The organism is Myxococcus sp. MISCRS1 (genome assembly GCF_026626605.1).
GTDB classification, from domain to species: Bacteria; Myxococcota; Myxococcia; order Myxococcales; family Myxococcaceae; genus Myxococcus; species Myxococcus fulvus.
On the sequence record NZ_JAPNKB010000001.1, the window covers coordinates 8715768 to 8737546 of the forward strand.

Here is a 21779-nt window from a genome sequence, read left to right on the forward strand (position 1 = left end):
GTAAGCGTCCGATGCTCCGCCCCCTGTCCCTTCCAGCGCGCGCCTGCGCGGCCACCCTCGCGGTGTTGTGGCTGACGTTGCCGCTGGTGGGGGTGCTCCATTCGGACGAGCACGCGCACCGCTACTGCGCCGAGCATCGGGCGTTCGAGGAGTTGGACGACGCGGGGCTCCTCGCGTCCGCCGTGCGACAGGGGCCCGGGGCCGAGGTCGCGCTCACGGATGGCGAGGAGGATGGAGATTCGCATGCGCGGTGTGCCCTGGCCTGGGCACAGGCGCGTCAGGCGGTGTTCCTGCCTGCTGGACTCCTGCTGACGGTCCCGTCGTCGCGGCCGCTCCTCACGCTCGAGGAGTCCGTGGGGAATGGCTCCGGAGTTCCGTTGCTGGCGCTCGCACCGAAGGGCTCTCCGCCCGGTCGCTGAGCCGTCGCAGTCCGTCTCGTGTCGCGGGCCTGGGCCATGGCGCCCAGCGCCTCGTCGCGCGCGTTTCCTTCAATTCCTCTCTCTCAATGGATTCATCATGCCCAAGGGCAATCGGACCATCGTCCATCTCGTGTCGACCGCGAAGACCGGCTACTTCTACACGACGACGAAGAACAAGCGGAAGTCGCAGGACAAGCTCCAGCTCAAGAAGTACGACCCTCGCGTGCGCAAGCATGTGCTGTTCGTGGAGGGCAAGCCATGAGCGAGCCCGCCGTGAAGCGCCGCCTTCCCACCACCGTCCTCTCCGGTTTCCTCGGCGCGGGGAAGACGACCCTGCTCAATCACATCCTCAACAACCGTGAGGGTCTGCGCGTCGCCGTCATCGTCAATGACATGAGCGAGGTGAACATCGACGCGCGGCTCGTGCAGGGCGGCGCCTCGCTCAGCCGGGTGGACGAGAAGCTGGTGGAGCTGTCCAACGGCTGCATCTGCTGCACGCTCCGGGAGGACCTGCTCGAGGAGGTGGGGCGGCTGGCCCGTGAGGAGCGCTTCGACTACCTGCTCATCGAGTCCACCGGCATCTCCGAGCCGCTGCCGGTGGCGGAGACCTTCACCTTCGCCGACGAGTCCGGCCGCAGCCTGTCCGACGTGGCGAGGCTGGACACGCTGGTGACGGTGGTGGATGCGCTCAACTTCCTGCGCGACTGGGAGGGCTCGCAGGGGCTGGCCGAGTGTGGCCTCGCCATCGCCGACGAGGATGAGCGGACGGTGGTGGACCTGCTGGTGGAGCAGGTGGAGTTCGCGGACGTGCTGGTGCTGAACAAGACGGACCTGGTCTCCTCCTCCCAGTTGGAGGAGCTGGGCGAGATTCTGCGCAGGCTCAACCCGGAGGCGCGGCAGGTGCTGGCGGAGCGGGGCAGGGTGCCGCTCGCGGAGGTGCTCGATACCCGGCGCTTCGACTTCGAGCGCGCGAGTCGTGCTCCGGGGTGGCTCAAGGAGCTTCGCGGCGAGCACGTGCCGGAGTCCGAGACGTACGGCATCCGCAGCTTCGTCTTCCGCGGCCGCGTGCCGCTGCATCCCCAGCGCTTCTGGGACTTCATCCATGGGAGCTGGAAGGGCGTGCTGCGCAGCAAGGGGTTCTTCTGGCTCGCCACCCGGATGGACATCACGGGCGTGTGGGCCCAGGCCGGTGGCGCGTGCAGCTTCGAGCCCGCGGGCCTGTGGTGGGCCGCGGTGCCTCGCGAGGAGTGGCCGGAGGAGCCCGAGGCCCAGGCGGAGCTCGAGCGCGAGATGACGGGGCCGTATGGGGACCGGCGTCAGGAGCTGGTCTTCATCACCCGGGATGCGGACCCCGAGGAGGTCCTGGGGCAACTCGAGGCGTGTCTCTTGACGCCCGCGGAGCTCGCGCTGGGCCCTTCCGGATGGTCTGCGCTGGAAGACCCCTTCCCGGCGTGGGAGGTGGTGCGCGACGAGGACGCGGCCGCCGAGGAGCGGAGCGCCTGATGGAGCCCGCCTCGCGGTGGGAGTCACGCGCTCCCGAGTCATGGTCCGCCTCGCACGTCCTCGTCTGGCAGCCCTCGGAGCTGACGGAAATCTATCGCGAGGGTCTCAACCTCTGCGTGTGGCGCCGGGGCCTGGGCTCCGAGCTCAGCCGGTGGTTGGGGACTGTCTGTGCCCGGCACACCCTCCACGTCGTCGAGCGCGTGGATGCAAGACGCCTGGACTTCCGAGGGACACTCGCGGAGCTGTCGGGGGTGGAGGAGCGCGAGGCCTGGTGTGAGGACCTGCGCCAGCTCTGCCAGGTGTACGCGGACCTCCTCGAGTGCCGGTGGCTGGGCGTGCGGCTCACCACGTTGGAGCGGGAGATGTGTCCGCGCTTCCACGTGGACCGGGTCGGCGTGCGGTTGCTCTGCACCTACGCGGGCCCCGCCACCGAGTGGCTGGAGAACGCGGACGCGCTGCGAGAGGGGCTGGGGCCGAAGGGCGAGGTGCTCCGCGCGGGCGGGCGCGTGCAGCGATTGGAGCGCTTCGACGTGGCGTTGTTGAAGGGAGAGTCGTGGCCCGGGAACGCGGGGAACGGTGTCGTCCACCGCTCCCCGGCGCTCGTGTCAGGGCAGCGGCGCATCATGCTCTCCATCGACGCCGTCGACTGAAAGGGCATGGCCTGCGATAACGGGCGGGCCCTGTCCTCCGAGGGGTGGGCACCTGCACCCGGCCCGAGGCGGGGGCGTCAAAGGAGTTGCCGATGGCGTGGGGACTTCGGGTGGCCTCGTACAACCTCCTCGCGGATTCCTACATCCGCGAGGAGTGGTTTCCGAACACGCCCGCGCACCTCTTCGAGCCGCGAAGGCGACAGGAGGCCCTGGCCCGACGCATCCTGTCGCTGGACGCGGACATCGTCTGTCTCCAGGAGGTGGAGGCCTCCACCTTCGACGCGCTCCAGCGGTCCCTGTCCTCGCACGGGTACTCCGGTGTGCTGGCGTTGAAGCAGCAAGGCAAGCCCGACGGTTGCGCGGTGTTCCATCGCGGGGAGCGCTACGTGGGGCACCGGGCCCACTACTTCAAGGACGTGCTGGAGGACGGGCGCGTCTCGGGGCACCTGGCGCTGGTCGTCGACTTCGCGGTGGGGCAGGACCGCTTGCGCGTGGCGTGTACGCACCTGCGATGGGACCGGCCCGACAGGCCGGTGGCGCTGCACCAGGGGATGCAGCAGGCCACGGAGCTGCTCGGGGAGGTCGTCCAGGCGGACCCAGGCGCGCTGTGGGTGGCTTGCGGTGACTTCAATGCGCGCCCCGGCGAGCCGCTGGTTCGCGCGTTCACCGAGGCGGGGCTGGAAGACGCTTTCCAGGGCCAGCACGCGCCCACGTGCAACGCGAATGGCGAGGCCAAGGCCATCGACTTCATCTTCCACTCACGGGGCCTGAGCGCCCGCCCCGTTGCTCCGCCGGTCATCGATGACCTGACGCCGCTGCCCTCGGAGCAGGAGCCCTCGGACCACCTACCCCTGGTCGCGACGCTGCGGCGGGCGTGAGGCAAGGCCAGTCCGTTCCGCGCTAGATGCTGATGATGAAGGGGCCGATCTGGAAGGGGCGATGGTCGACACGCAGCGTCTCCCCGCCGCGGTACGGGTCGCCTCGGGAGTTGTTGATCACCGCGTCCTCGTCGAGGAGCAGGACGAAGCGGTGGTAGCCGCCGGGATACCACCGGGCATGGTGTGCGCAGACCTCGGGTGACGCGAGCACGATGTCACAGTCCTCGGCGGAGCCGATGACGATGCCCGTCTCCCGGGAGCAGCGCGCTTCCAGGTTGTCGACGTGGCGTGTCTCCACCTGCCCGGTCCGGGTGTCCTCGATGTGCACGGCAATCTGGCTCATGTGAGGGATTGTAGAGGAACTCCTGGGAAGCCTTCAGTCAGGGGCGGAGCGCCCCGTGGCTGGCGGCCCTCTCCTTGTGGTCCTGGAGCCGCGTTCTCGACGCGCCATGTCGCGGGCCCGTGTGTCCCTCCAGTCGGAAGACGAGGCATGCCGTCTGCAAACCCATGGTGCATGAAGAGGAATCCATGAACGACCGAGTCCACCGCGCCGCATCCTCTCCGTCCCGGGCGCCTCGGATGCGACGGCACCCTGGCCGAGCCCTGGCGCTCGGGCTGTGGCTCGGGAGCACGACGGCCCTGGCCGCTCCCACCGAGCCTTGGTTCGACAAGGGTGCGGTCCTGGTCGAGACGCCCGAAGGTGGCGCGTACTACGGGTTGGATACGCAGAAGCGGATCGCCTGCGAAGGTCGCCTCTGTCTTTGGCGCGTGGTCCAGAGCATGGGGCCCTGCTTCTACGGACTCTGCACGAGCCAGCAGATGGTCATGTCGGACCGGGAGGGGAGATTCCTGGGGGCGGCACATGACCTCGACGCGTGGTCCCCGAGCTCCCTGCGCTTCATCGACGCGGGGCATGTCGAGGTCGTCACCACGAGCAGGAATGAGCCCTTCAGCATCCCCGCCAATGCATTGGACCCGACCGCCGTATCCCGCCAGGTCCTGAAGGTCGCGTCGGATGGCTCGCGATTCATCGCGGCCCCCCTTCGAACGCCGAAGTGGACGAAGCCCGCGGCGCGGCGTGGGAAGGCGCCAGTCGACCCGAAACCTCCCAGGTCCCTGCCCGTGGATGACGCGCTCCTCGCTCGGGCTCGCGCCCTGTGCCGCGAGGACCTGCGCTTCAATCCCGTGGACCATGCCTGTCGGGACGGGACCTGTTTCCTGCTGCTCTCCGGCGTCGAGCCCTCGTCCGAGGCCGATACCGAGGACGCCTCCCCACCGGCGGAGGCCGGCCTCAAGGGACCTTTCTGTGGCCTCCTGGTGAGGGGGGACGACCTCCAGTCGCTCGGGTTCGACGAGGACGGGGTCGAGGTCCAGGTGTCATCCACCGCGTACGCCTTGTCGGGACCTGTCGGCGCCCGCGGCTCGATGGAGCACATGGAGACGCTCTCCCGCAGCCGGCCGGGCTACATGGTGTTCAGTGACACCGTGGGCGCGGTGGTCGACGGAATCAGGCCGTACCCCGTGCGGTCGGCGCAGTCCACGGAGGCCGCGCTCGCGTTGGCCCCCACGGCCCAGGCCTATACGCCCGCCCATATCACCTGGGGGCTCGCGGGTTGGAAGGACGCGGAGGACCTGGCTTTCGCCTGGCGGCTGGCGCGCGTGGGTGGGGCGCTCGCCCTCCACGTGGAGGTGCACGATGACAGGGTTGTTCCTCTGGGCACCGGTACCGGTGTGCACTCGGACCATGTGGAGTTCACCGTGCACCGGATGCGCACGCCTGGAGCGTTCTCCGAGCTCAAGCTGGGCCTCCTGCTCGCGGCGGGAGGAAAGGTCGAGGCGCGTGACTGGACGGGAGAGGCGAACACCCCCTTTCCCGCCATCCAGGGCACCTGGCGCAAGCGTCCTCGGGGATACGAGATGACGCTCACGCTCCCGTTGGCGGACCTCCTCGGCGCGGCGGAGCCGAATATCTCCCTCGGCGTCTCGCTCGCGGTCTCCGATGCGGACGCGCGAGGCAAGCAGGAGACGCTGATGAAGCACAGCGGAACCCTGATGTTCTGGACCGAGTACCCGCCGAGCATCGACGAGTACCGGCGCCACGGCGCCATGGAATGACGCGCGGGCGGGGGCTACTGCATCGTCGTCAGCACGCAGCCCCAGCCGTCGTAGTCACCCTCGTGGGCCTGGAGGACCTCCAGGATCTCCACCGTCACCTCGTCCGCGCGCCCCTCCGCCAGCGAGTCCTCTCGGGTGAAGGACACGGCCCACCGCGTATCGGGAGGCTCGGGCGCGCGCGGGGCGGAGACCTTGAACCCCTTCTTCGCGAGCTGCCCCCCGGCGCGGGTCGCCTGCTCCTCGCTGGAGAAGTGCGCCAGATGGTCCACCTCGCGCGCCACTTCACTCCGGTCTCCTTGCTTCGCCAGCAGGTCGAGCAGGCTCCGGTTCGACATCAGGTGGCGGTGGAGCTCCGGCGGATAGAGCCAGTCGAAGTACACGGCCCACTCCGGGTCCTCCTCGAGCTCCAGCTCCAGCGTGTAGTCACCCTGCACGGGGGTCACCACGCGCTGGACCTCGGACTGCGAGACGCCGCGCGGGCCGAAGAAGAACGCCTCCGTGAGGCCCTGCCCCACGCTGCGGCCCACGAAGAGGAACCCCAGCGCCCCGAGCGCCGGGACGAACGCGTCCTCCAAAGCGAAGAGGGCGTCCGACTCCTCACGCGAGCGCAGGCCGTCCGGCCGGGGCGACTTCATCGCCACGCGCACGGTGAGCCGGAGCGGATGGCTCGAAAGAGGCGCCTGGGACGCCGCCTCCATGTCCAGGAGGAACGACGTGGGGCCGTCCTCCAGCTCCATCAGATACGTATCGAAGTTCTCCTCCCAGGCCTTCACCGCGCTGCTCACTGCTCACCTTCCTCCACCGTGAGCTGGTACGAGTCCTGGAAGTTGGCCTCGCGGTTCTTCGCGTCGCGCACCTCGAAGATGTAGACGCCGGGCTCCGCGCTGAAGCGGATGCTCTCCGGCTGGTCGCCCTTGGCCCGGTCCGCCGTCTGCACCAGCGACAGCTTCCCGTCCGGCTGCACGCGGTGCAGGTACAGGCCCACGTCCACCTTGAGGATGCCCAACAGCGTCGCCTTCAGCGGCGTACGCACCGGACGGTCCGACAGGTCCAGGCGGTAGAAGTCCGTGTCCTTCACCGGGAACACCGTGCCGCGCACCGCCTTGCCGAGCGTCAGCTCCTGCGCGCGCTCCAGGTTGTTGTTCGGCTCGCGCTCCTCGCCGCCGTTGTCCGGCACCGTGGTGATGCTGATGCGGTAGGGCTGCTCCGCGTTCTCGAAGTCCTTCACCCACTTGCCCTCCACCTTGCGCGACGCGCCCTCCACCCGGAACCAGCACGAGCCACTGCACGCGACGTTGTTCAGGCGCTCGGGCTCCTTCAGCGCGCCGTCGTTGGCCCGCAGCAGCACCGTCTCCTGCTGACCGTCACCCTGGGGCGGCTCCACCATGGAGAGCACCAGGTCCAGCCGCTCCACGCCCGACAGCTCCACCTTCGCCAGCACCGGCTCCGTCGTGCGCAGCACGAAGTGGTCCACGTCGCCCTTGGGCGAGATGAAGCCCTCGCGGTAGCCGCCGGCCGTCAGCGGCGTCGCCTTGTACAGCTCGTCGTTGGGCTCCAGCTCCGCGTTCGCGCCGGCCTCCTCCTGTGTCACGGTGAGCGTGTACGGCGTGCCCGAGTTGAACGTGCGGCGCGCCTCCTTGCCCGTCCCCGTCCAGCCGCCCTTCACCACCACGTAGACCACCCGGTCCGTCGCCCGCACGCCGATGTTGCGCAACGACAGCGCCTCGCCCTCCTTGCCTCGCAGCGAGAACAGCGGCGCCTCGGCCGCCGACAGCACGGAGAGCTCCGGCCGCACGCCCTCCACCGCGGACAGTTCGATCTTCAACGCCACCGAGGGAGGCTCGGGCGGCACGGCGGTGCCCGCGTCCGTCGCCTGCGCCACCGCCGCGCCCTGGGGCCGAGGCGCCGCGGGGGGCTCTCCTCCGGCGAAGGTGCCCGAGGGGGCGGGCGGCGTGTCCAGCGGCGCCGCGCCTTCCTCCGGCGTGCCCGTGGCCGCGCCGCTCTCCGAACCCGGAGCGGGGGAGGGCGCCTCACCCTGCGCGGCGGTCGCGCCCTGCGCCACGGCGCCCTGGAGCGCCTCGGCTCCCTGGGGCGCGGCGCCCTGCGTCGGCGTGGCCCCCTGCGCGTCGTCCGGCGCGGGGACGCCCTCGCCCGGCGGAGGCGTGGGGACGGCGGCCTCGGGCAGCTCCACCCGGTACCAGTCCTCGTCGCCCGCGTGGCCCAGGAACGCCGTCACCGTCTGCCCCAGCGGCAGGGGAATCGCGTCCACTGCGCGATCATTCGGCTCGTGCTCCTCGCCGTCGTTGGGCGCGCGCATCTTCACCGTCAACGTGTACGCCCCGCCCACGCCCTTGCGCGCGGGCGCCACGCGCACCCAGCGCTCCTTCTCCACGTAGAGGTTGGGGAAGCGCTCGGGCTTGCCGTCGCCCTCGCTGTTGACGGCGGCCAGGCGGTTCCTGTCCCGGTCATGGACCTCCAGGGTGATGTCCCCGCCGGGCAGGCCCGACACGGTGACGTCCACCACCCGGGGCGCGGAGGGCGCCAGCCGGTACCAGTCCTCGTCGGCCTTGTTGGGCTGCGCCGTCAGCTCCGCCGTCACCGTGCTGTCGCGGGTGATGTCGAGCGCCTGCTCGGGCCGCTCATTGGGCTCCTGCTCCGTGAGCGCCGCGGGTCCTGTCTCCACGGGCCCCGCGTCGGGCACCTCGGCCGGCTTGTCGTCCTTGCAGGCGACCAGCGTCGCGGCCAGCACACAGACCCACCCCCAGCGTCGCGTCACGTTCATTCTCCGCATCGTGCCGCATCACTTCCTCGCGGCGTCCGAGTGTCAAGCACCCCAACATCGCGGCGGGCGCTTTCATCCCCCCGGACCGGGGATCCGCTGTCGCTGGATTCACCGCGAAGACTTCCAGCCAGGGACTGGAGCCGTCGACGCGGGGCGATCCAAGATGGCGCCATGAGCCGCCTCCCCCTCGCCTTGCTGCTGCTCTCGAGCGCCGCGCCCGCCGCGTCCACCGCCCCGCCGGGCTACGCCCAGGCCTCCGACTACCTGGAGCGCGAGCGCCAGCCGGAGCGCTACTCGCCCCTGCACCTGTTGGATGGACGCGACACGACGGCCTGGTGCGCCACGGGGACGCCGCCCGCCGCCGTCACCATCGGCTTCAAGGACGTGGTGACCATCGACGAGGTGCGCGTCTACACGGGCGACGGCACCGACAAGGCCGCGTACAAGGCCCACGCGCGGGCGAAGAAGCTCACCCTCACCACCGTGGACACGTCCAAGAGCCTCAAGGTGGAGGACAAGCGCGGGCTCCAGGTCGTCCCCATCAGCCCCGCCATGACGGGCAACCGCTTCACGCTGGAGGTTTCCGAGCGCTTCCCGGGCACGGCGGAGGACGGCCCCGTCTGCGTCACCGACCTCATCTTCTACTCGGGAGGCAAGGCGCTCAACGGCACGTGGCTTGCGCCCCGGCTGCGCTACGACGCGCGGCTGGCGCCCCTGTTGGGCACGTGGTTCAGCGGCCTGGAGGGCGCTCCGGACCGCTTCCTCTCGCTCTACGTGGACGGGACGTACCGCTTCGCGCACGAGCCGCTGGAGGGCGGCGAGCCCAGCGCCGTGACGGGCACGTATGCCCTGTCCGGTTCCCGACTGACGCTGGAGGTGCCCAAGCGCGGCAAGGTGACGCTGCGGCTGCAGAAGGGCGGCTCGGACGATGCGGGCGCCACCCTGGAGCCCGAGGGGGCCCTGGCCGAGGAGTGGGGCCGCGGCTTCCGCGGCCAGCCCTAGGTCCGTCCGGCGTGCCGCCCGTCTAGAGGGCGGCCACCTTCTTCTTGGCGCTGAAGCGGCGGAAGAAGTCGATGATCTCCTTCTCCGCGACCTTCACGTCGGTGGCGTCCTGGAATTCCGACTCCAGGAAGATGCCACCGCAGGACTCGCAGGTGTCGTAGTGGAGCGGGTGCTGGCGGTCGCCGCCGTCCACGCGGACGAGGTCGACATGGCACTCGGGGCACTGGCCGGTCAACGCCTCCGCGTCCACCTTGCCTCCCTGATGCTCCAGCCCTTGGAGGTTGTTGTGGAGCAGGACCCGGTTCAGGTCCGCGACGTCGATCCAGAGCCCGCCGCAGTCTCCACACTTTCGCAACGTCTGGTCATCCCCCTCGAGATCGGCCATCTCGACGTTGCAGCTGGGGCAATCCATGGGACGGTTCATTCTCCTGCAATGGGGGACGCACGTCCCCAGTGGTCCGAGAATGATAGGTCGCGCGAAATTTGGGATGCAACCCACGTTGCCGCTTCTGTTGGCAACGCGCCGTCTGGGGGTCGAAAGGCCCCGTGCTCCTCAGGCCTTCGCCTTGACCCGGCGGATGTCCGCGCCCAGGGCGCGCAGCTTGCGCTCCAGCCGCTCGTAGCCGCGGTCCAGGTGGTAGACGCGGCTGACGTCCGTGCGCCCCTCGGCGCGCAGGCCCGCCAGGATGAGCGAGGCGCTCGCCCGCAGGTCCGTGGCCATGACGGGCGCGCCGCTCAGGTGCTTGACGCCCTTCACCACCGCGGTGTGCCCCTGGATGGTGATGTCCGCGCCCAGACGGTGCAGCTCCGGCACGTGCATGAAGCGGTTCTCGAAGATGTTTTCGCTGATGACGGATGTCCCCTGGCTCACACACATGAGGGCCATGAGCTGGGCCTGCATGTCGGTGGGGAAGCCCGGGTGCTCGGTCGTCGTGATGTTGACGGAAGTCAGGGTGCGCGGGGCCTTGCAGCGGATGCCGCCGGCCTCGGCCGTGAGGGTGCACCCGGCCTCGCGCAGCTTGTCCATGACGGCGTCCAGGTGCTCGGGGACGGCGTGCTTCACCAGGACGTTGCCGCCGGAGATGGCCGCGGCGACGAGCAGGGTGCCCGCCTCGATGCGGTCCGGGAGGATGGCGTGCTCGACGGGCTTGAGGCCCTCCACGCCCTCCACGGTGATGACGGAGGTGCCGGCGCCTTCGATGCGCGCGCCCATCTTGTTGAGCACCCGCGCCAGCTCCTCGATTTCGGGCTCGCGCGCGCAGTTCTCCATGATGGTGCGGCCCTTGGCCAGCACGGCCGCCATCAGCACGTTCTCCGTGCCGGTGACGGTGATGACGTCGAAGTTGACGGTGCCGCCCTTGAGCTGCTTGGCGCGGGCCTCCACGTAGCCCTCCGTCAGGTGGATGTCCGCGCCCAGCGCCTTGAGGCCCTTGAGGTGCTGGTCGATGGGGCGCGCGCCGATGGCGCATCCGCCCGGCATGGACACCCGCGCCCGCCCGAAGCGCGCGACGAGCGGCCCCAGCACCAGCACGCTGGCGCGCATCGTCTTGACCAGGTCGTACGGCGCCTCCGGGGTGATGTGGCCGTTGACGCCCACCTCGCAGACGTCCTTCTTGCGCGCGGTGAGCCGCTCCGCGCCGCAGCCCATGGTGCGCAGCACCTTGAGCATGGTGGCGACGTCGGCCAGGTCCGGCACGTTGCGGAAGGTGGAGGTGCCGTCCGCCAGGAGCGCGGAGGCGAGGATGGGCAGCGCCGCGTTCTTCGCGCCCGAGACGACGACCTCGCCGTGCAGCTCCGCGCCGCCCTTCATCACGATCTTGTCCATGTTGCTTCCGGCCCTCAGCCCTGTGGCCCGCTGACCGCGGGCTGTGTCCCAAATGCCATGCGCTCCCGCCGCTCGAGGTCCTTCTCCACGCGCGCGTCCTCGTAACCGGCCGCGCGCAGGAGCTCCAGGACGGCGGGGCCCTGCGTCTCCCCCATCTCCAGTGCAAGCAGTCCGCCAGGCTCCAACCACTTCCGGGCCTCGCTGACCACGCGCTGGAGGGCGACCAGCCCGTCGGGCCCTCCGTCCAGCGCCAGCCGGGGCTCGCGCCGCACCTCGGCGGACAGCCCGGCAATCTCCTCCGACGCGATGTAGGGCGGGTTGGACACGACGACGTGGAAGCGGGCGTCGGCGGGCAGCGGGGAGAACAAGTCCCCCTGGAGCACCGTCACGCGCTCGGAGACCTTGAGCGCCTCCGCGTTCTCGCGCGCCAGCGCGCACGCGTCCGGCGACAGGTCCGTGGCCGTCACGGACAGCAGGGGCCGCTCGGCCGCGAGGCTGATGGCGATGCAGCCGGAGCCCGTGCACACGTCCAGCGCACGCGCGGGCGCGTCCTTGGGCAGCTTGCGCAGGGCGGCCTCCACCAGGAGCTCCGTCTCCGGGCGGGGGATGAGCACGCGCGCGTCCACCTTGTAGGCGCGGTTGTAGAACTCGCGCGTCCCGGTGAGGTACTGCGTGGGCTCACCCGACAGGCGCCGGGCGATGAGCGCCTTGTAGGTGGCCAGCTCGTCCTTGGAGAGCGGGCGGTCCAGGTCCACGTACAGCCGCACGCGCCCGGTCTTCAGCACGTGCGACAGGAGGATTTCCGCGGTGAGTCGCGGCGCGTCCACCTGCCGCTTCTCGAAGTGCTGCGTCGTCCAGGTGAGGACCTTGCGGATGGTCCAGGTCTCGCTGCTCATGCTTCGGGCTGTGGCCTCGGACCGCCGCCCGTCTGCGCCTTGAGGGCCTCGGCCTGGTAGAAGGTCCGGCAGGCGGTGATGATGTCCTCGATGTCGCCCATCATCACGGCCGGCAGGTTGTGAACCGTCAGACCGATGCGGTGGTCCGTCAGCCGGTCCTGCGGGAAGTTGTACGTGCGGATCTTCTCGCTGCGGTCGCCCGTGCCCACCTGCGAGCGGCGGGTGGAGTCGCGCTCGGAGCGGATGCGCTCCTGCTCGATTTCGTAGATCTTCGCGCGCAGCATGCGAAGGGCCATGTTGTAGTTCTTCAGCTGGCTCTTCTCCTGCTGGCACTTCACCACGATGCCCGTGGGCCGGTGCGTCAGGCGCACCGCGGAGTCCGTGGTGTTGACGCTCTGGCCGCCGGAGCCCGTGGAGCGCATGGCCTGCCGGTCGATGTCCGCCTCGTTGATCTTCACGTCCACCTCCTCGGCCTCGGGCATGACGGCCACCGTGATGGTGGAGGTGTGGATGCGGCCCTGCGTCTCGGTGGCCGGCACGCGCTGGACGCGGTGCACGCCGGACTCGTACTTGAGGCTGCTGAAGACGGCGTCGCCCGACAGCGTCACGGTGGCGTCCTTCACGCCGCCCGCGTTGCCGGGGCTCATGTCGATGATGTCCGACTTCCAGCCGCGCGTGTCCGCGTACCGGAGGTACATCTGCATGACCTCCTCGGCGAACAGCGCCGCCTCGTCGCCGCCCGCGCCCGCGCGAATCTCCAGGATGACGTTCTTGTCGTCATTGGGGTCCTTGGGCAAGAGCAGCACCTTGAGGCTGGCCTCGAGCGCGTCGCGCTGCTCCTTCAGGCCGGGCAGGGCCTCGCGCGCGTAGGTCTTCTCGTCGGCGCTGCCGGCGTCGAGCCAGGCTTCGACCTCCTTGAGGTCCGCGAGCACCTGGCGGTACGTCCGGAACGTCTCCACCAGCTTCTCCAGGCCCGCACGCTCCTTGGAGACCTTCTGGAGCCTCGCCGAATCGGCGAGCACGTCCGGGTTGGACAGGTCCGCGGTGAGGCGCTCGAACCGGCGCTCGACGTCTTCGAGTTTGTCAATCATCGTCGTTCCAGGGGGTATTGCCCCTTTGTCCGGCTGCTGGCAAGGGAGGACGGAGTCAAGAAATTCCTTGGCCGCTCGGGCGGTAGCATGAAAGAAGGGCCGCCCTCACCGCCGAGCCTCGTGCCCGAGCGGTCGGTCTCACATCACCTACACGGAGTCCTTCCATGCCCGCCCAGAAGGGAAATCGTTCCAAGAAGAAGGTCGCCAACCGCGCCAAGGGCCGGAAGGCCCAGCTGAAGCGCCGCCGCAGCCGCGCCAAGAAGGGCCAGTCCAACAACAAGGTCTGACGCGCCGGTTACTCCCTCCCGCCTGTCGCGGGGGAGGGAGTCGGCCCGGCCCACGGCTCCAGCTCGGGGAGCATCTTCCCCAGGGAGCGTGAGCTTTCGGCCACCAGGCGCAGCACCTCCTCGGCCGCCGGCCCCGTCACGGGCACCGGCTGGAAGGGGAGCTCCGGGAAGCGGTCCGTGCGCAGCGGCAGCACCTCGCTCTTGAGGTAGCCCTCCGGTCCGAAGGTCCCCTTCCACAACGCGCTGCGCTTGTCGCGCGGGTTCCAGTTCCCCCCGAAGACGAAGTTGCCCAGCGAGTACACCACGGGCCTGCCCTGGAAGAGCTCCATGCCCTGGAGCACGTGGGGGTGGCTGCCCAGCACGCCCGAGGCGCCCGCGTCGATGGCGGCGTGCGCCAGGCGGACCTGGTAGGGCTCCAGCACCTGGGTGCCCTCGCGGCCCCAGTGGAAGTAGGGCAGCACGATGTCCGCCTGGGCCTTCGCCAGGGCGATGTCCTCGCGCAGCATCCGCTCCATGACGTCCACGTCGGAGAAGTGGCCCGCGACGCCCGGCGTGGTGTCGGTGGCGTAGACCTCCGGCGGCTCGATGTTGCGCTCGCCCAGGAAGAAGTAGCCCAGCAGCGCCACCCGCAGGCCGCCGACGGTGAGGACTGCGGGACGGCGCGCCTCGGCCAGGGTGCGCCCGGCGCCGAAGTAGGGGATGCGCGCGGCCTCCAGCGTCGCCAGGGTGTCGAGCAACCCCTGGGCGCCGTAGTCCATCAGGTGGTTGTTGGCCAGGCTGACCACGTCCACGCCGCCCGCGGTGAGCGCGCCCACCAGCTCCGGACGGGCCCGGAAGTTGAAGTTCTTGGGCAGCTTCTCGCCCCCTTCGGTGAAGGGGCACTCCAGGTTGATGACGAAGAGGTCCGCCGCGTCACCCAGGGCGCGGACCTCCTTGAAGCCGTAGGCGAAGAGCTCCTCCCGGGAGCGGCCCTTGGCCAGCTCGTCGTCGAAGAACTTCTGGTGGTTGTGGCCGAGCGTCACGTCCCCGCCGAACAGGAGGGTGATGGGGCGGGGGACGGCGGGCGGGGAGGGGGGCGCCAGGGCGGCGGGCGTCCCGGCGTCCTCGGTCTGTCGGGTCGGGGCGGGAGGGGTGGGGTCCACCGTCACCGGGACGGGGCGAGGATGACAGGCGGAGAACAGGAGGAGCAGCAGGGCGGCGTGGCGCATGGACGGAGGGAAACTCTACCTTGCACCCGTGTTTGCGCGGCGCGTAGATTGCCCCGCGACTCTCATGGCCCGGGAAAAGGACAACATCGCGCTCTCCGACGAGCACAACACTCGCGGAATCGAGCTGGCGGACCGGGGTTGGCTGGACGAGGCCATCAAGGAGTTCAAGAAGGCCATCGAGCTGGACCCCAGCTCCGCGCACGCCCACGACAACCTGGCCACCGTCTACGCGGAGAAGAAGCTCTTCCGCGAGGCGCTCACCGAGTACCTCACCGCCCTGAAGCTGGAGCCGGAGAGCGCCACGGCGCACTACAACCTGGCCTGCTTCCTCTCCACGCACGCGGGGGAGATGGCGGTGGAGGAGTACAAGGAGGCCATCGAGCTGGACCCCGAGTACCCGGACGCGCACCTCAACCTGGGCCTCACGTACGCGGACCAGGGCCGGGTCGAGGAGGCGATGCGCGAGCTGCAGGCGGCCATCGAGCTGGACCCCCAGGACGCGTTCCCCCGGCACGAGCTGGCGGCGCTGATGATGGACGAGGGCGACTACCGCTCGGCGATTACCTTGCTCAAGGACGTGGTGCGGCTGGAGCCGGACAACTTCGAGGCCCAGTTGGATTTGGGCATCTGCTACGCGCAGAAGGGCTTCTACGCGGAGGCCGAGCGCGCGTACGAGCGGGCCCGGGCGCTCAACGCCGAGGACCTGCTGCTCAACTACAACCTGTCCGCGCTGTACGCCCTGTGGGGGCGACCGAAGGACGCGGTGACGTACCTGAAGTCGGCGCTCACGGCGGACCGGCAGAAGGTGATGGGGTGGTTGTCGACGGACCCCATGTTCGACGCCCTCAAGGGCGACACCGACTTCGAAGCCTTGTTCTGAGCCATGGGCATGGAATGGGTGTTCCTGGGGCTGGCGATCCTCCTGGTCTTCGCCAACGGCTTCTTCGTGGCGACCGAGTTCGCCATCGTGAAGATTCGCGCCACGCGGCTGCAGGCGCTGGTGGACGAGGGCCAGCCGGGCTCCACGCAGGCGCTGAAGATGGTGGAGCAGTTGGACGCGTACCTGTCCGCCACCCAGTTCGGAATCACGCTGGCGTCGCTGGGGCTGGGCTGGCTGGGTGAGCCCGCCTTCGCGAAGCTGTTGGAGCCGGTGCTGACGCGGGTGGTGCCCGAGGGCGCGAGCCCCACGGTGGCGCACACCGCGTCGGTGGTCATCGCCTTCAGCATCATCACGTTCCTGCACATCGTGCTGGGGGAGCTGGCGCCCAAGAGCCTGGCCATCCAGCGCGCGGAGGCGACGACGCTCGCGGTGGCGCTGCCGATGCGGGCCTTCTACCTGCTGTTCTACCCGGCCATCGTGCTGCTCAACGGGCTGGCGGCGTGGGTGCTGCGGGTGGTGGGGCTGCAGACGGTGGGCGAGGCGCACGAGGCGCACAGCGAGGACGAGCTGCTCGTCATCCTCCACAGCTCCGCGCAGGCGGGGGCGATCACGACGGCGCGCGCGGAGCTGCTCGAGCGCGCGCTGGAGATGGCGCAGAAGACGGCGCGGCAGGTGATGGTGCCGCGCAACCAGGTGAAGTTCCTGGACGTGGAGGAGCCGCTGGAGAAGTGCATCGCGGACGCGCGCGCCGCGGGGCACACGTGGCTGCCGGTGTGTCGGGGCAACCTGGACGAGGTCGAGGGCGTGGTGAACGCCAAGGACCTCTTCTTCCTGTTGTCGCGCGGCGAGCTGCGCAGCCTGGCGCAGGTGCAGCGGCCGGTGCTGTTCATCCCGGAGAACGCGACGCTGGAGCAGCTGCTCGCGGAGTTCCGGCGCCGGCGTCGTCAGACGGCGCTGGTGGTGGACGAGCACGGCGGTACGTCGGGCCTGGTCACCATCGCGGACGTGGTCGCGGAGGTGGTGGGCGACGTGGCGGAGCTGGGCCGGCGGGTGGAGGAGGTGCGTTCGCTGCCCGGTGGACGCTTCGAGCTGCCCGGCACCGCGCAGTTGGACGACCTGGAGGAGCGGCTGGACGTCAGCTTCGACCTGGACGAGGACGAAGAGGGCGAGGTGACGACGATTGCCGGCTTCCTGATGTCGAAGCTGGGGCGGGTGCCGGAGAAGGGCGACTCGCTGCGGCTCGACATGTGGCGCATCCTCGTGGAGGAGGTGGACGGGCCCCGCGTGGTGCGCGTGGTGGTGGAGCCCCAGTCCCGCGCCGCGCCCAGGACGCCCGCGGATGGCTCCGCGCCGGCGACGTCGACGGACGGCTCCCCGGGTGAGCCTCCCCCGACGGCTTCCTCGGGCTCGGGCGGCGAGTCCGCCTGAGCCTGGGCGCCCGCTCGTGACGCCCTGGAGGTCCGGCCTCGCGTGGCGAGGGCGTCGACTCCTCGGCGCGACAGCCCGCGTCGGTCATCCGTGACGCGGGCCGCGCTGCGTTGACGTTCCCGGTCCCTCGGCTGCGCGCTCAGGGCGCGGACGTGCCCTTCTTGTCGGCCGCGGCCTTCTTCACGGGCCGCTTCTCCTTGCCGGAGGACTTGGCCTGTGCGGGCTGGGGCCTTTCAACCTTGAGCAGCTCCAGATCCGTGCTCTCCGGCGTGGCGAACTTGATGATGCCCACGCCCGGCGCGAACCAGATGTAGCTCTCCATGGAGCGGCCCTCGGAGCCGGGGCGGCTGGCGCGCGCGGTGACGATGTTCTTCACCTTCAGGGCCTTGAACGTCCCGGCCGCGACGGTGACCTCCTCCTCGCCCACCACCGTGGACTCCTTGTCGAACGTCGTCGCGATGATGGGGCGGATGCCGCCCGTCTTGCCCACGGGAGGCTGGAGCTTCACCGACAGGCTGTTCTTCCAGGTGCCACCCAGCACCATGCTCGACGGCGCGGGCACGGCCACGCCCTCGGAGCTCACCACCTGGACATCCATGCCGGACGCCGACAGCAGCGTACCCTCCAGGCCACCCAGGCCCGTGCTCATGCCCAGGCTGCTACAGGTTGCATCCGTCTCGCCCTGTCGGCCCTTGAGCTTCACGGCGACCTTGCCGGTGAGGCCCTCGGGCGTGGGCGTCACGCCGTGCGTGCTCAGCACCATCTGCGAGGACCTGCCCGCCCGGTAGGTGAGCGTCAGCCCCTCCTCGAGGGGGAAATACGGGTTGGGGCAGGCAGAGACCGCCTCCACCGCTTGAGTGTCAGACCGGGGTGCTACCTCCGGCGTAGGAGACGCTCCCATGAGGAGCGTCACGGCGAGAAAGGGCTGGAACGTATGCAACCTCCGGAAAAGTCAATGGGAAGGTAGGGTGGGGCGCCCAGGGTGCAAGTCCGAGAGAGGACCCTGCTGGCCGACTCCTGTCCGACCGAAGGGCAAGCAGCCGAACGTATGGCCACGCGTGCCATGGTCACGCTTGATCGCCTGGGAGGCGGCTGGTAGTCCTCGGAGAAATCGTTCCGAGGCCGATTTCTAGGCCTCGCGCTCACTTTTCACTCAGTACCTCGCGCGTCTCCCGGGAGCCCGCTGGCATGCGTATCAAGCGGTTGGACATCACTGGCTTCAAGTCCTTCATGGAGCGCAGCGTCTTCACGTTCGACGAAGGCGTCACCGGCATCGTCGGCCCCAACGGCTGCGGCAAGTCGAACGTCGTGGACGCCATCCGCTGGGTGATGGGTGAGCAGAGCGCGAAGAACCTCCGTGGCCGTGGCATGGAGGACGTCATCTTCAACGGCTCGGAGAACAAGCCGCCCCTGTCCATGGCGGAGGTGTCGCTGACCTTCCTGGTGGACGACACGGACCAGCTCGCGCCCCAGTACCAGGGCTTCTCGGAGATCACCGTCACGCGGCGCCTGTTCCGCAACGGGGACTCGGAGTACCTCATCAACAAGACGCTGTGCCGCCTGCTCGACATCACCGAGCTGTTCCTGGGCACGGGCGTGGGAACCAAGGCCTACTCCATCATCGAGCAGGGCCGCGTGGGCCTCATCGTCTCCAGCAAGCCGGAGGACCGCCGGCACCTCTTGGAGGAGGCCGCGGGCGTCACCAAGTACAAGGCGCGCCGCAAGGCCGCCGAGCGGAAGATGGAGGCCACCGAGGCCAACCTCCTGCGCGTCACCGACATCACCAGCGAGCTGGAGAAGCGGCTGGACGCGCTGTCGCGTCAGGCGAAGAAGGCGGAGAAGTACAAGAAGCTCAAGGCGCGCATGCGGGACATCGACCTGCACGCGGCCAGCCACCGTCACCTGGAGCTGCTCGCGGAGAAGCAGGTCCTCCAGTCGCGCCTGTCCAACCTGGGCACCGAGGAGCGCGACAGCCTGGACCGCGTGAAGGAGCTGGAGGAGACCATCGCCCGGCGCCGCGCGGAGCTGGACGCGGAGGCCGCGGCGCTCCAGGCCCTGGCCGCCGAGGTGCACGCGCTGGAGAGCTCGCTGCAGCGCGACACGCAGGACTTGTCCTACGGCAAGCGCGACCTGGAGGAGACGCAGGCCCGCGTGGCCCAGGCCCGCACGGAGCTGGACGGGCTGCTCGCCCGGCAGGCGGAGATGTCCGAGGCCATGGCCGCGCGCGAGGCCGAGCTGTCCGGCATCGCCGGCTCGTGGAAGGAGGACGAGGTGGCGATGCAGGTGGCGCAGGAGGAGCTGCGCCGCGTCACCCAGCTGCAGACGGAAGTGGCCCTGCGGCTCGAGCAGGAGCGCGCGGGCCTGGTCGCCGTGGCCACGCGGCTCGCCAACCACGAGAGCAACCTGGTGGGCCTGGCCCGTCAGCGCACGGACCTGGAGGGCCGCCGCGCCAAGCTGCAGGCGGAGCTGGCGGCGCTGCGCGAGCAGGAGACGCAGCTGGAGACGGCGCGTGGTGAGGTGGCGAGGCGGGTGGAGGACACCCGGCACCTGGCCGCGGAGCTGGCCGAGCACAAGGCGCAGGAGGAGGACGCCCTGTCGCGCACGCGCGCGGCCTTCACGGAGAACGAAATCCAGGTCATCGCGCTGCGCGAGGAGCTGAGCGACAAGCGCAGCCGCCTGTCGTCCCTGGAGGACATCCAGAAGAACTACGACGGGTTCGACCGCGGCGTGCGCGCCGTCATGGTGCGCGCGGGCACGGTGGCCCGGGAGCAGGGCATCTTCGGCCTCGTCGCCGACGTGCTCACGGTGACGCCGCGCTACGAGCGCGCGGTGGAGGCCGCCCTGGGTGAGCGGCTCCAGCACGTCATCGTCGAGAGCCGCGACAAGGGCGTGGAGCTGGTGGAGTACCTCAAGGGCCACGCGGAGGGCCGGGGCAGCTTCCTGCCCGTGCCCGCGCTGGACGCCCTGCCGCCCGTGGAGGCGCCGGACTTCGAGCGCCCGGGCGTGCTGGCGCACGCGCTGGGCGAGGTGACGTGCGAGGAGGCGCTGCAGCCCGTGGTGCGGCTGCTCCTCGGTGACGTCGTCATCGTCCAGGACCTGGCGGCGGCGCGCGCGTACTCGGAGGCCGGCGGCCCGGCGCGCACGCTCGTCACGCAGGACGGCGAGGTGTTCCGGCAGGACGGCACCATCGTCGGCGGTGAGCGCGAGGGCGCGGCGGTGGGCGCGCTCCAGAAGAAGCGCGAGATCGCGGAGCTGGCCACCGAGGTGGCCCGGGTGGAGGAGCGCTACAACGAAATCCTGACCCGGCACTACACGCTCCAGAAGCAGATGGGGCACACCGAGGGCGTCCTCAAGGGGCTGGCCAAGAACCAGCACGCCGAGGAGGTGAACCTCGCCAGCCAGGAGAAGGACCTGCACAAGGCGGGTGAGGACCTGGCGCGCGTGCGCGAGCGGGTGCGCTCCCTGGAGCAGGAGGACGGGCAGCTGGGGCAGAGCCACATGGCGCTGGCCCACGAGGAGGAGGCCAGCCGGGGCGAGGTGGCCCACGGCCAGACGGACCGTGAGGCCCGCGAGGAGCGCGTCAAGCAGCTCGCCGGCGAGCAGGAGTCCCTGCGCCAGCGCGCGGAGGCCGCCAACGCGGACCTGACGGGCCTGCGCATCAAGGTGGCCGCCGGCAGCGAGCGCGGCGAGTCCGCGCGCAAGGAGCTGGACAGCCTGGTCACCCAGCGCCGGGAGATGGAGACGCGCGTGGCGCGCCTGCAGGCGACCCTGGCCGAGGGCGGCGCGCGCACGGAGGAACTGGGCAAGCGCACCACGGAGACCGAGGCGGGCCTGTCCCAGCGCGTGGAGGAGCACCGCGTCGCCGCGGAGGGCCTGGAGTCCCGGCGCGCCGCGCACCTGCTCGCCTCCAGCGAGGTGCGCGAGCAGGACTCCCAGTTCCGCGAGCTGCGCGGCCGGGTGGAGGAGCTGATGCAGGGGCTGTCCCAGATTTCGCTGCGCGAGCGCGAGATTGCCCTGGAGCTCGAGCACCTGTCGGCCGGCATCCGCGAGCGCCACCAGGTGGACCTGGCGCTGGAGCTGCACCGCTACCACCTGCTGCCGTCGCTGACGCCGGAGACGGAGGCGGAGCTGAAGGATCTGCGCGCCCAGGTGGAGAAGATGGGGGAGATCAACCTCACCGCCATCGACGAGCACGCGGAGCTCTCCAAGCGCTTCGACTTCCTCACCGCGCAGAAGACGGACCTGCAGGCCTCCATGGGGCAGCTCAAGGAGGCCATCCAGCGCATCGACGCGACCAGCCGCGAGCGCTTCAAGCAGACCTTCGACGTGGTGAACGAGAAGTTCCAGGCCATCTTCCCCCGCCTGTTCGGCGGTGGCCGCGCCAGCCTGGTGCTCACCAACGACGGGCCCAACGGCGAGCCGGGCGTGGAAATCGTCGCGCAGCCGCCGGGCAAGAAGCTCCAGAGCGTCAACCTGCTCTCCGGTGGCGAGAAGGCCCTCACCGCCGTGGGCCTCATCTTCGGCATCTTCCTCATCAAGCCCACGCCCTTCTGCCTCCTGGACGAGGTCGACGCGCCGCTGGATGAGGGCAACGTGGGCCGCTACAACGACATGGTGAAGGAGATGAGCCGCCAGTCGCAGTTCATCCTCATTACGCACAACAAGCGCACCATGGAGGTCTCCAACACCCTCTACGGCGTCACCATGGAGGAGCCGGGCATCTCCAAGCTGGTCAGCGTGAAGATTCGCGAGGCCAACGCGGCCAACGACGACAAGATCAGCGCGTAGTCGCGCGGGTCTGGGGCCGGGGAGTCC

20 protein-coding genes are annotated in these 21779 nt (G+C 70.0%); 11 read left to right on the forward strand and 9 right to left on the reverse strand.

Translation table 11 applies throughout. The features are described from left to right. The first annotated feature begins 11 nt into the window (after positions 1-11). The 5 genes from OWM54_RS35000 (at position 12) to OWM54_RS35020 (ending at position 3450) form a co-directional block, all read left to right on the forward strand. A complete protein-coding gene (locus OWM54_RS35000; RefSeq protein ID WP_267700249.1) occupies positions 12-419 on the forward strand; it encodes a hypothetical protein in 408 nt (135 codons plus the stop codon). A 97-nt stretch (positions 420-516) separates the two neighbouring features. Beyond that, complete coding sequence (gene rpmG / locus OWM54_RS35005; RefSeq protein ID WP_046714983.1) at positions 517-681, forward strand: 50S ribosomal protein L33; 165 nt, start codon at positions 517-519, stop codon at positions 679-681. Further along, a complete protein-coding gene (zigA, locus tag OWM54_RS35010) occupies positions 678-1922 on the forward strand; it encodes a zinc metallochaperone GTPase ZigA (protein ID WP_223745690.1) in 1245 nt (414 codons plus the stop codon). The genes rpmG and zigA overlap by 4 nt, the downstream gene beginning before the upstream one ends. Continuing rightward, a complete protein-coding gene (locus OWM54_RS35015; protein ID WP_267700251.1) occupies positions 1922-2572 on the forward strand; it encodes a DUF1826 domain-containing protein in 651 nt (216 codons plus the stop codon). Before zigA ends, OWM54_RS35015 begins: the two co-directional genes overlap by 1 nt. Positions 2573-2664: 92 nt before the next feature. Then, complete coding sequence (locus tag OWM54_RS35020) at positions 2665-3450, forward strand: endonuclease/exonuclease/phosphatase family protein (RefSeq protein ID WP_267700253.1); 786 nt, start codon at positions 2665-2667, stop codon at positions 3448-3450. Between the two features lie 22 nt (positions 3451-3472). On the opposite strand, the gene OWM54_RS35025 is transcribed toward OWM54_RS35020, so the two are convergent. Further along, entirely contained in the window at positions 3473-3793 is a 321-nt protein-coding gene (locus OWM54_RS35025) for an FHA domain-containing protein (protein WP_223745693.1), read from the reverse strand. A gap of 185 nt (positions 3794-3978) precedes the next feature. On the opposite strand from OWM54_RS35025, the gene OWM54_RS35030 reads away from it, so the two are divergent. Continuing rightward, positions 3979-5565 (forward strand): hypothetical protein, encoded by a 1587-nt coding sequence (locus OWM54_RS35030; RefSeq protein WP_267700254.1) that lies wholly within the window; start codon positions 3979-3981, stop codon positions 5563-5565. Between the two features lie 14 nt (positions 5566-5579). Here OWM54_RS35030 and OWM54_RS35035 read toward each other — a convergent pair whose 3' ends face one another. Further along, the gene (locus OWM54_RS35035) at positions 5580-6350 is read right to left on the reverse strand and encodes a DUF695 domain-containing protein (protein ID WP_223745695.1); all 771 of its coding nucleotides are present in this window, start codon (positions 6348-6350) and stop codon (positions 5580-5582) included. Then, complete coding sequence (locus OWM54_RS35040; RefSeq protein ID WP_420715362.1) at positions 6347-8356, reverse strand: ABC transporter substrate-binding protein; 2010 nt, start codon at positions 8354-8356, stop codon at positions 6347-6349. The genes OWM54_RS35035 and OWM54_RS35040 overlap by 4 nt, the downstream gene beginning before the upstream one ends. A 162-nt stretch (positions 8357-8518) precedes the next feature. Here OWM54_RS35040 and OWM54_RS35045 point away from each other — a divergent pair, with 162 nt between their 5' ends. Continuing rightward, positions 8519-9349: a discoidin domain-containing protein gene (locus OWM54_RS35045; RefSeq protein ID WP_223745697.1), complete on the forward strand. Its 831-nt coding sequence runs from the start codon at positions 8519-8521 to the stop codon at positions 9347-9349. Between the two features lie 22 nt (positions 9350-9371). Here OWM54_RS35045 and OWM54_RS35050 read toward each other — a convergent pair whose 3' ends face one another. The 4 genes from OWM54_RS35050 to prfA all read right to left on the reverse strand — a co-directional run bounded on the left by OWM54_RS35050 (position 9372) and on the right by prfA (position 13161). Then, the gene (locus OWM54_RS35050) at positions 9372-9761 is read right to left on the reverse strand and encodes a zf-TFIIB domain-containing protein (RefSeq protein ID WP_223745698.1); all 390 of its coding nucleotides are present in this window, start codon (positions 9759-9761) and stop codon (positions 9372-9374) included. Positions 9762-9902: 141 nt separating this feature from the next. Next, positions 9903-11174 carry a UDP-N-acetylglucosamine 1-carboxyvinyltransferase gene (gene murA, locus OWM54_RS35055; RefSeq protein WP_223745699.1) on the reverse strand — a complete coding sequence of 424 codons (1272 nt, stop codon included), beginning with the start codon at positions 11172-11174 and terminating at the stop codon, positions 9903-9905. Between the two features lie 14 nt (positions 11175-11188). Next, positions 11189-12070, reverse strand: a complete 882-nt coding sequence (gene prmC / locus OWM54_RS35060) for a peptide chain release factor N(5)-glutamine methyltransferase (protein ID WP_223745700.1) — start codon at positions 12068-12070, stop codon at positions 11189-11191. Next, complete coding sequence (gene prfA, locus OWM54_RS35065) at positions 12067-13161, reverse strand: peptide chain release factor 1 (RefSeq protein WP_141329943.1); 1095 nt, start codon at positions 13159-13161, stop codon at positions 12067-12069. Before prfA ends, prmC begins: the two co-directional genes overlap by 4 nt. Positions 13162-13325: 164 nt before the next feature. Here prfA and OWM54_RS35070 point away from each other — a divergent pair, with 164 nt between their 5' ends. Then, positions 13326-13448, forward strand: coding sequence for a hypothetical protein (locus OWM54_RS35070; protein ID WP_013941470.1), 123 nt, complete (start codon positions 13326-13328; stop codon positions 13446-13448). A gap of 8 nt (positions 13449-13456) precedes the next feature. On the opposite strand, the gene OWM54_RS35075 is transcribed toward OWM54_RS35070, so the two are convergent. After that, the gene (locus OWM54_RS35075) at positions 13457-14656 is read right to left on the reverse strand and encodes a CapA family protein (RefSeq protein WP_267700256.1); all 1200 of its coding nucleotides are present in this window, start codon (positions 14654-14656) and stop codon (positions 13457-13459) included. 64 nt (positions 14657-14720) lie between these two features. Here OWM54_RS35075 and OWM54_RS35080 point away from each other — a divergent pair, with 64 nt between their 5' ends. Continuing rightward, entirely contained in the window at positions 14721-15536 is an 816-nt protein-coding gene (locus OWM54_RS35080) for a tetratricopeptide repeat protein (protein ID WP_223745702.1), read from the forward strand. Between the two features lie 3 nt (positions 15537-15539). Further along, on the forward strand, positions 15540-16964 hold the full coding sequence (locus tag OWM54_RS35085; RefSeq protein WP_223745703.1) for a hemolysin family protein: 1425 nt from the start codon (positions 15540-15542) through the stop codon (positions 16962-16964). A gap of 139 nt (positions 16965-17103) precedes the next feature. Here OWM54_RS35085 and OWM54_RS35090 read toward each other — a convergent pair whose 3' ends face one another. After that, positions 17104-17814, reverse strand: coding sequence for a hypothetical protein (locus tag OWM54_RS35090; RefSeq protein ID WP_223745704.1), 711 nt, complete (start codon positions 17812-17814; stop codon positions 17104-17106). Positions 17815-18152: 338 nt separating this feature from the next. On the opposite strand from OWM54_RS35090, the gene smc reads away from it, so the two are divergent. Next, positions 18153-21752 (forward strand): chromosome segregation protein SMC, encoded by a 3600-nt coding sequence (gene smc / locus OWM54_RS35095; RefSeq protein WP_267700257.1) that lies wholly within the window; start codon positions 18153-18155, stop codon positions 21750-21752. The last annotated feature ends 27 nt before the right edge of the window (positions 21753-21779 follow it).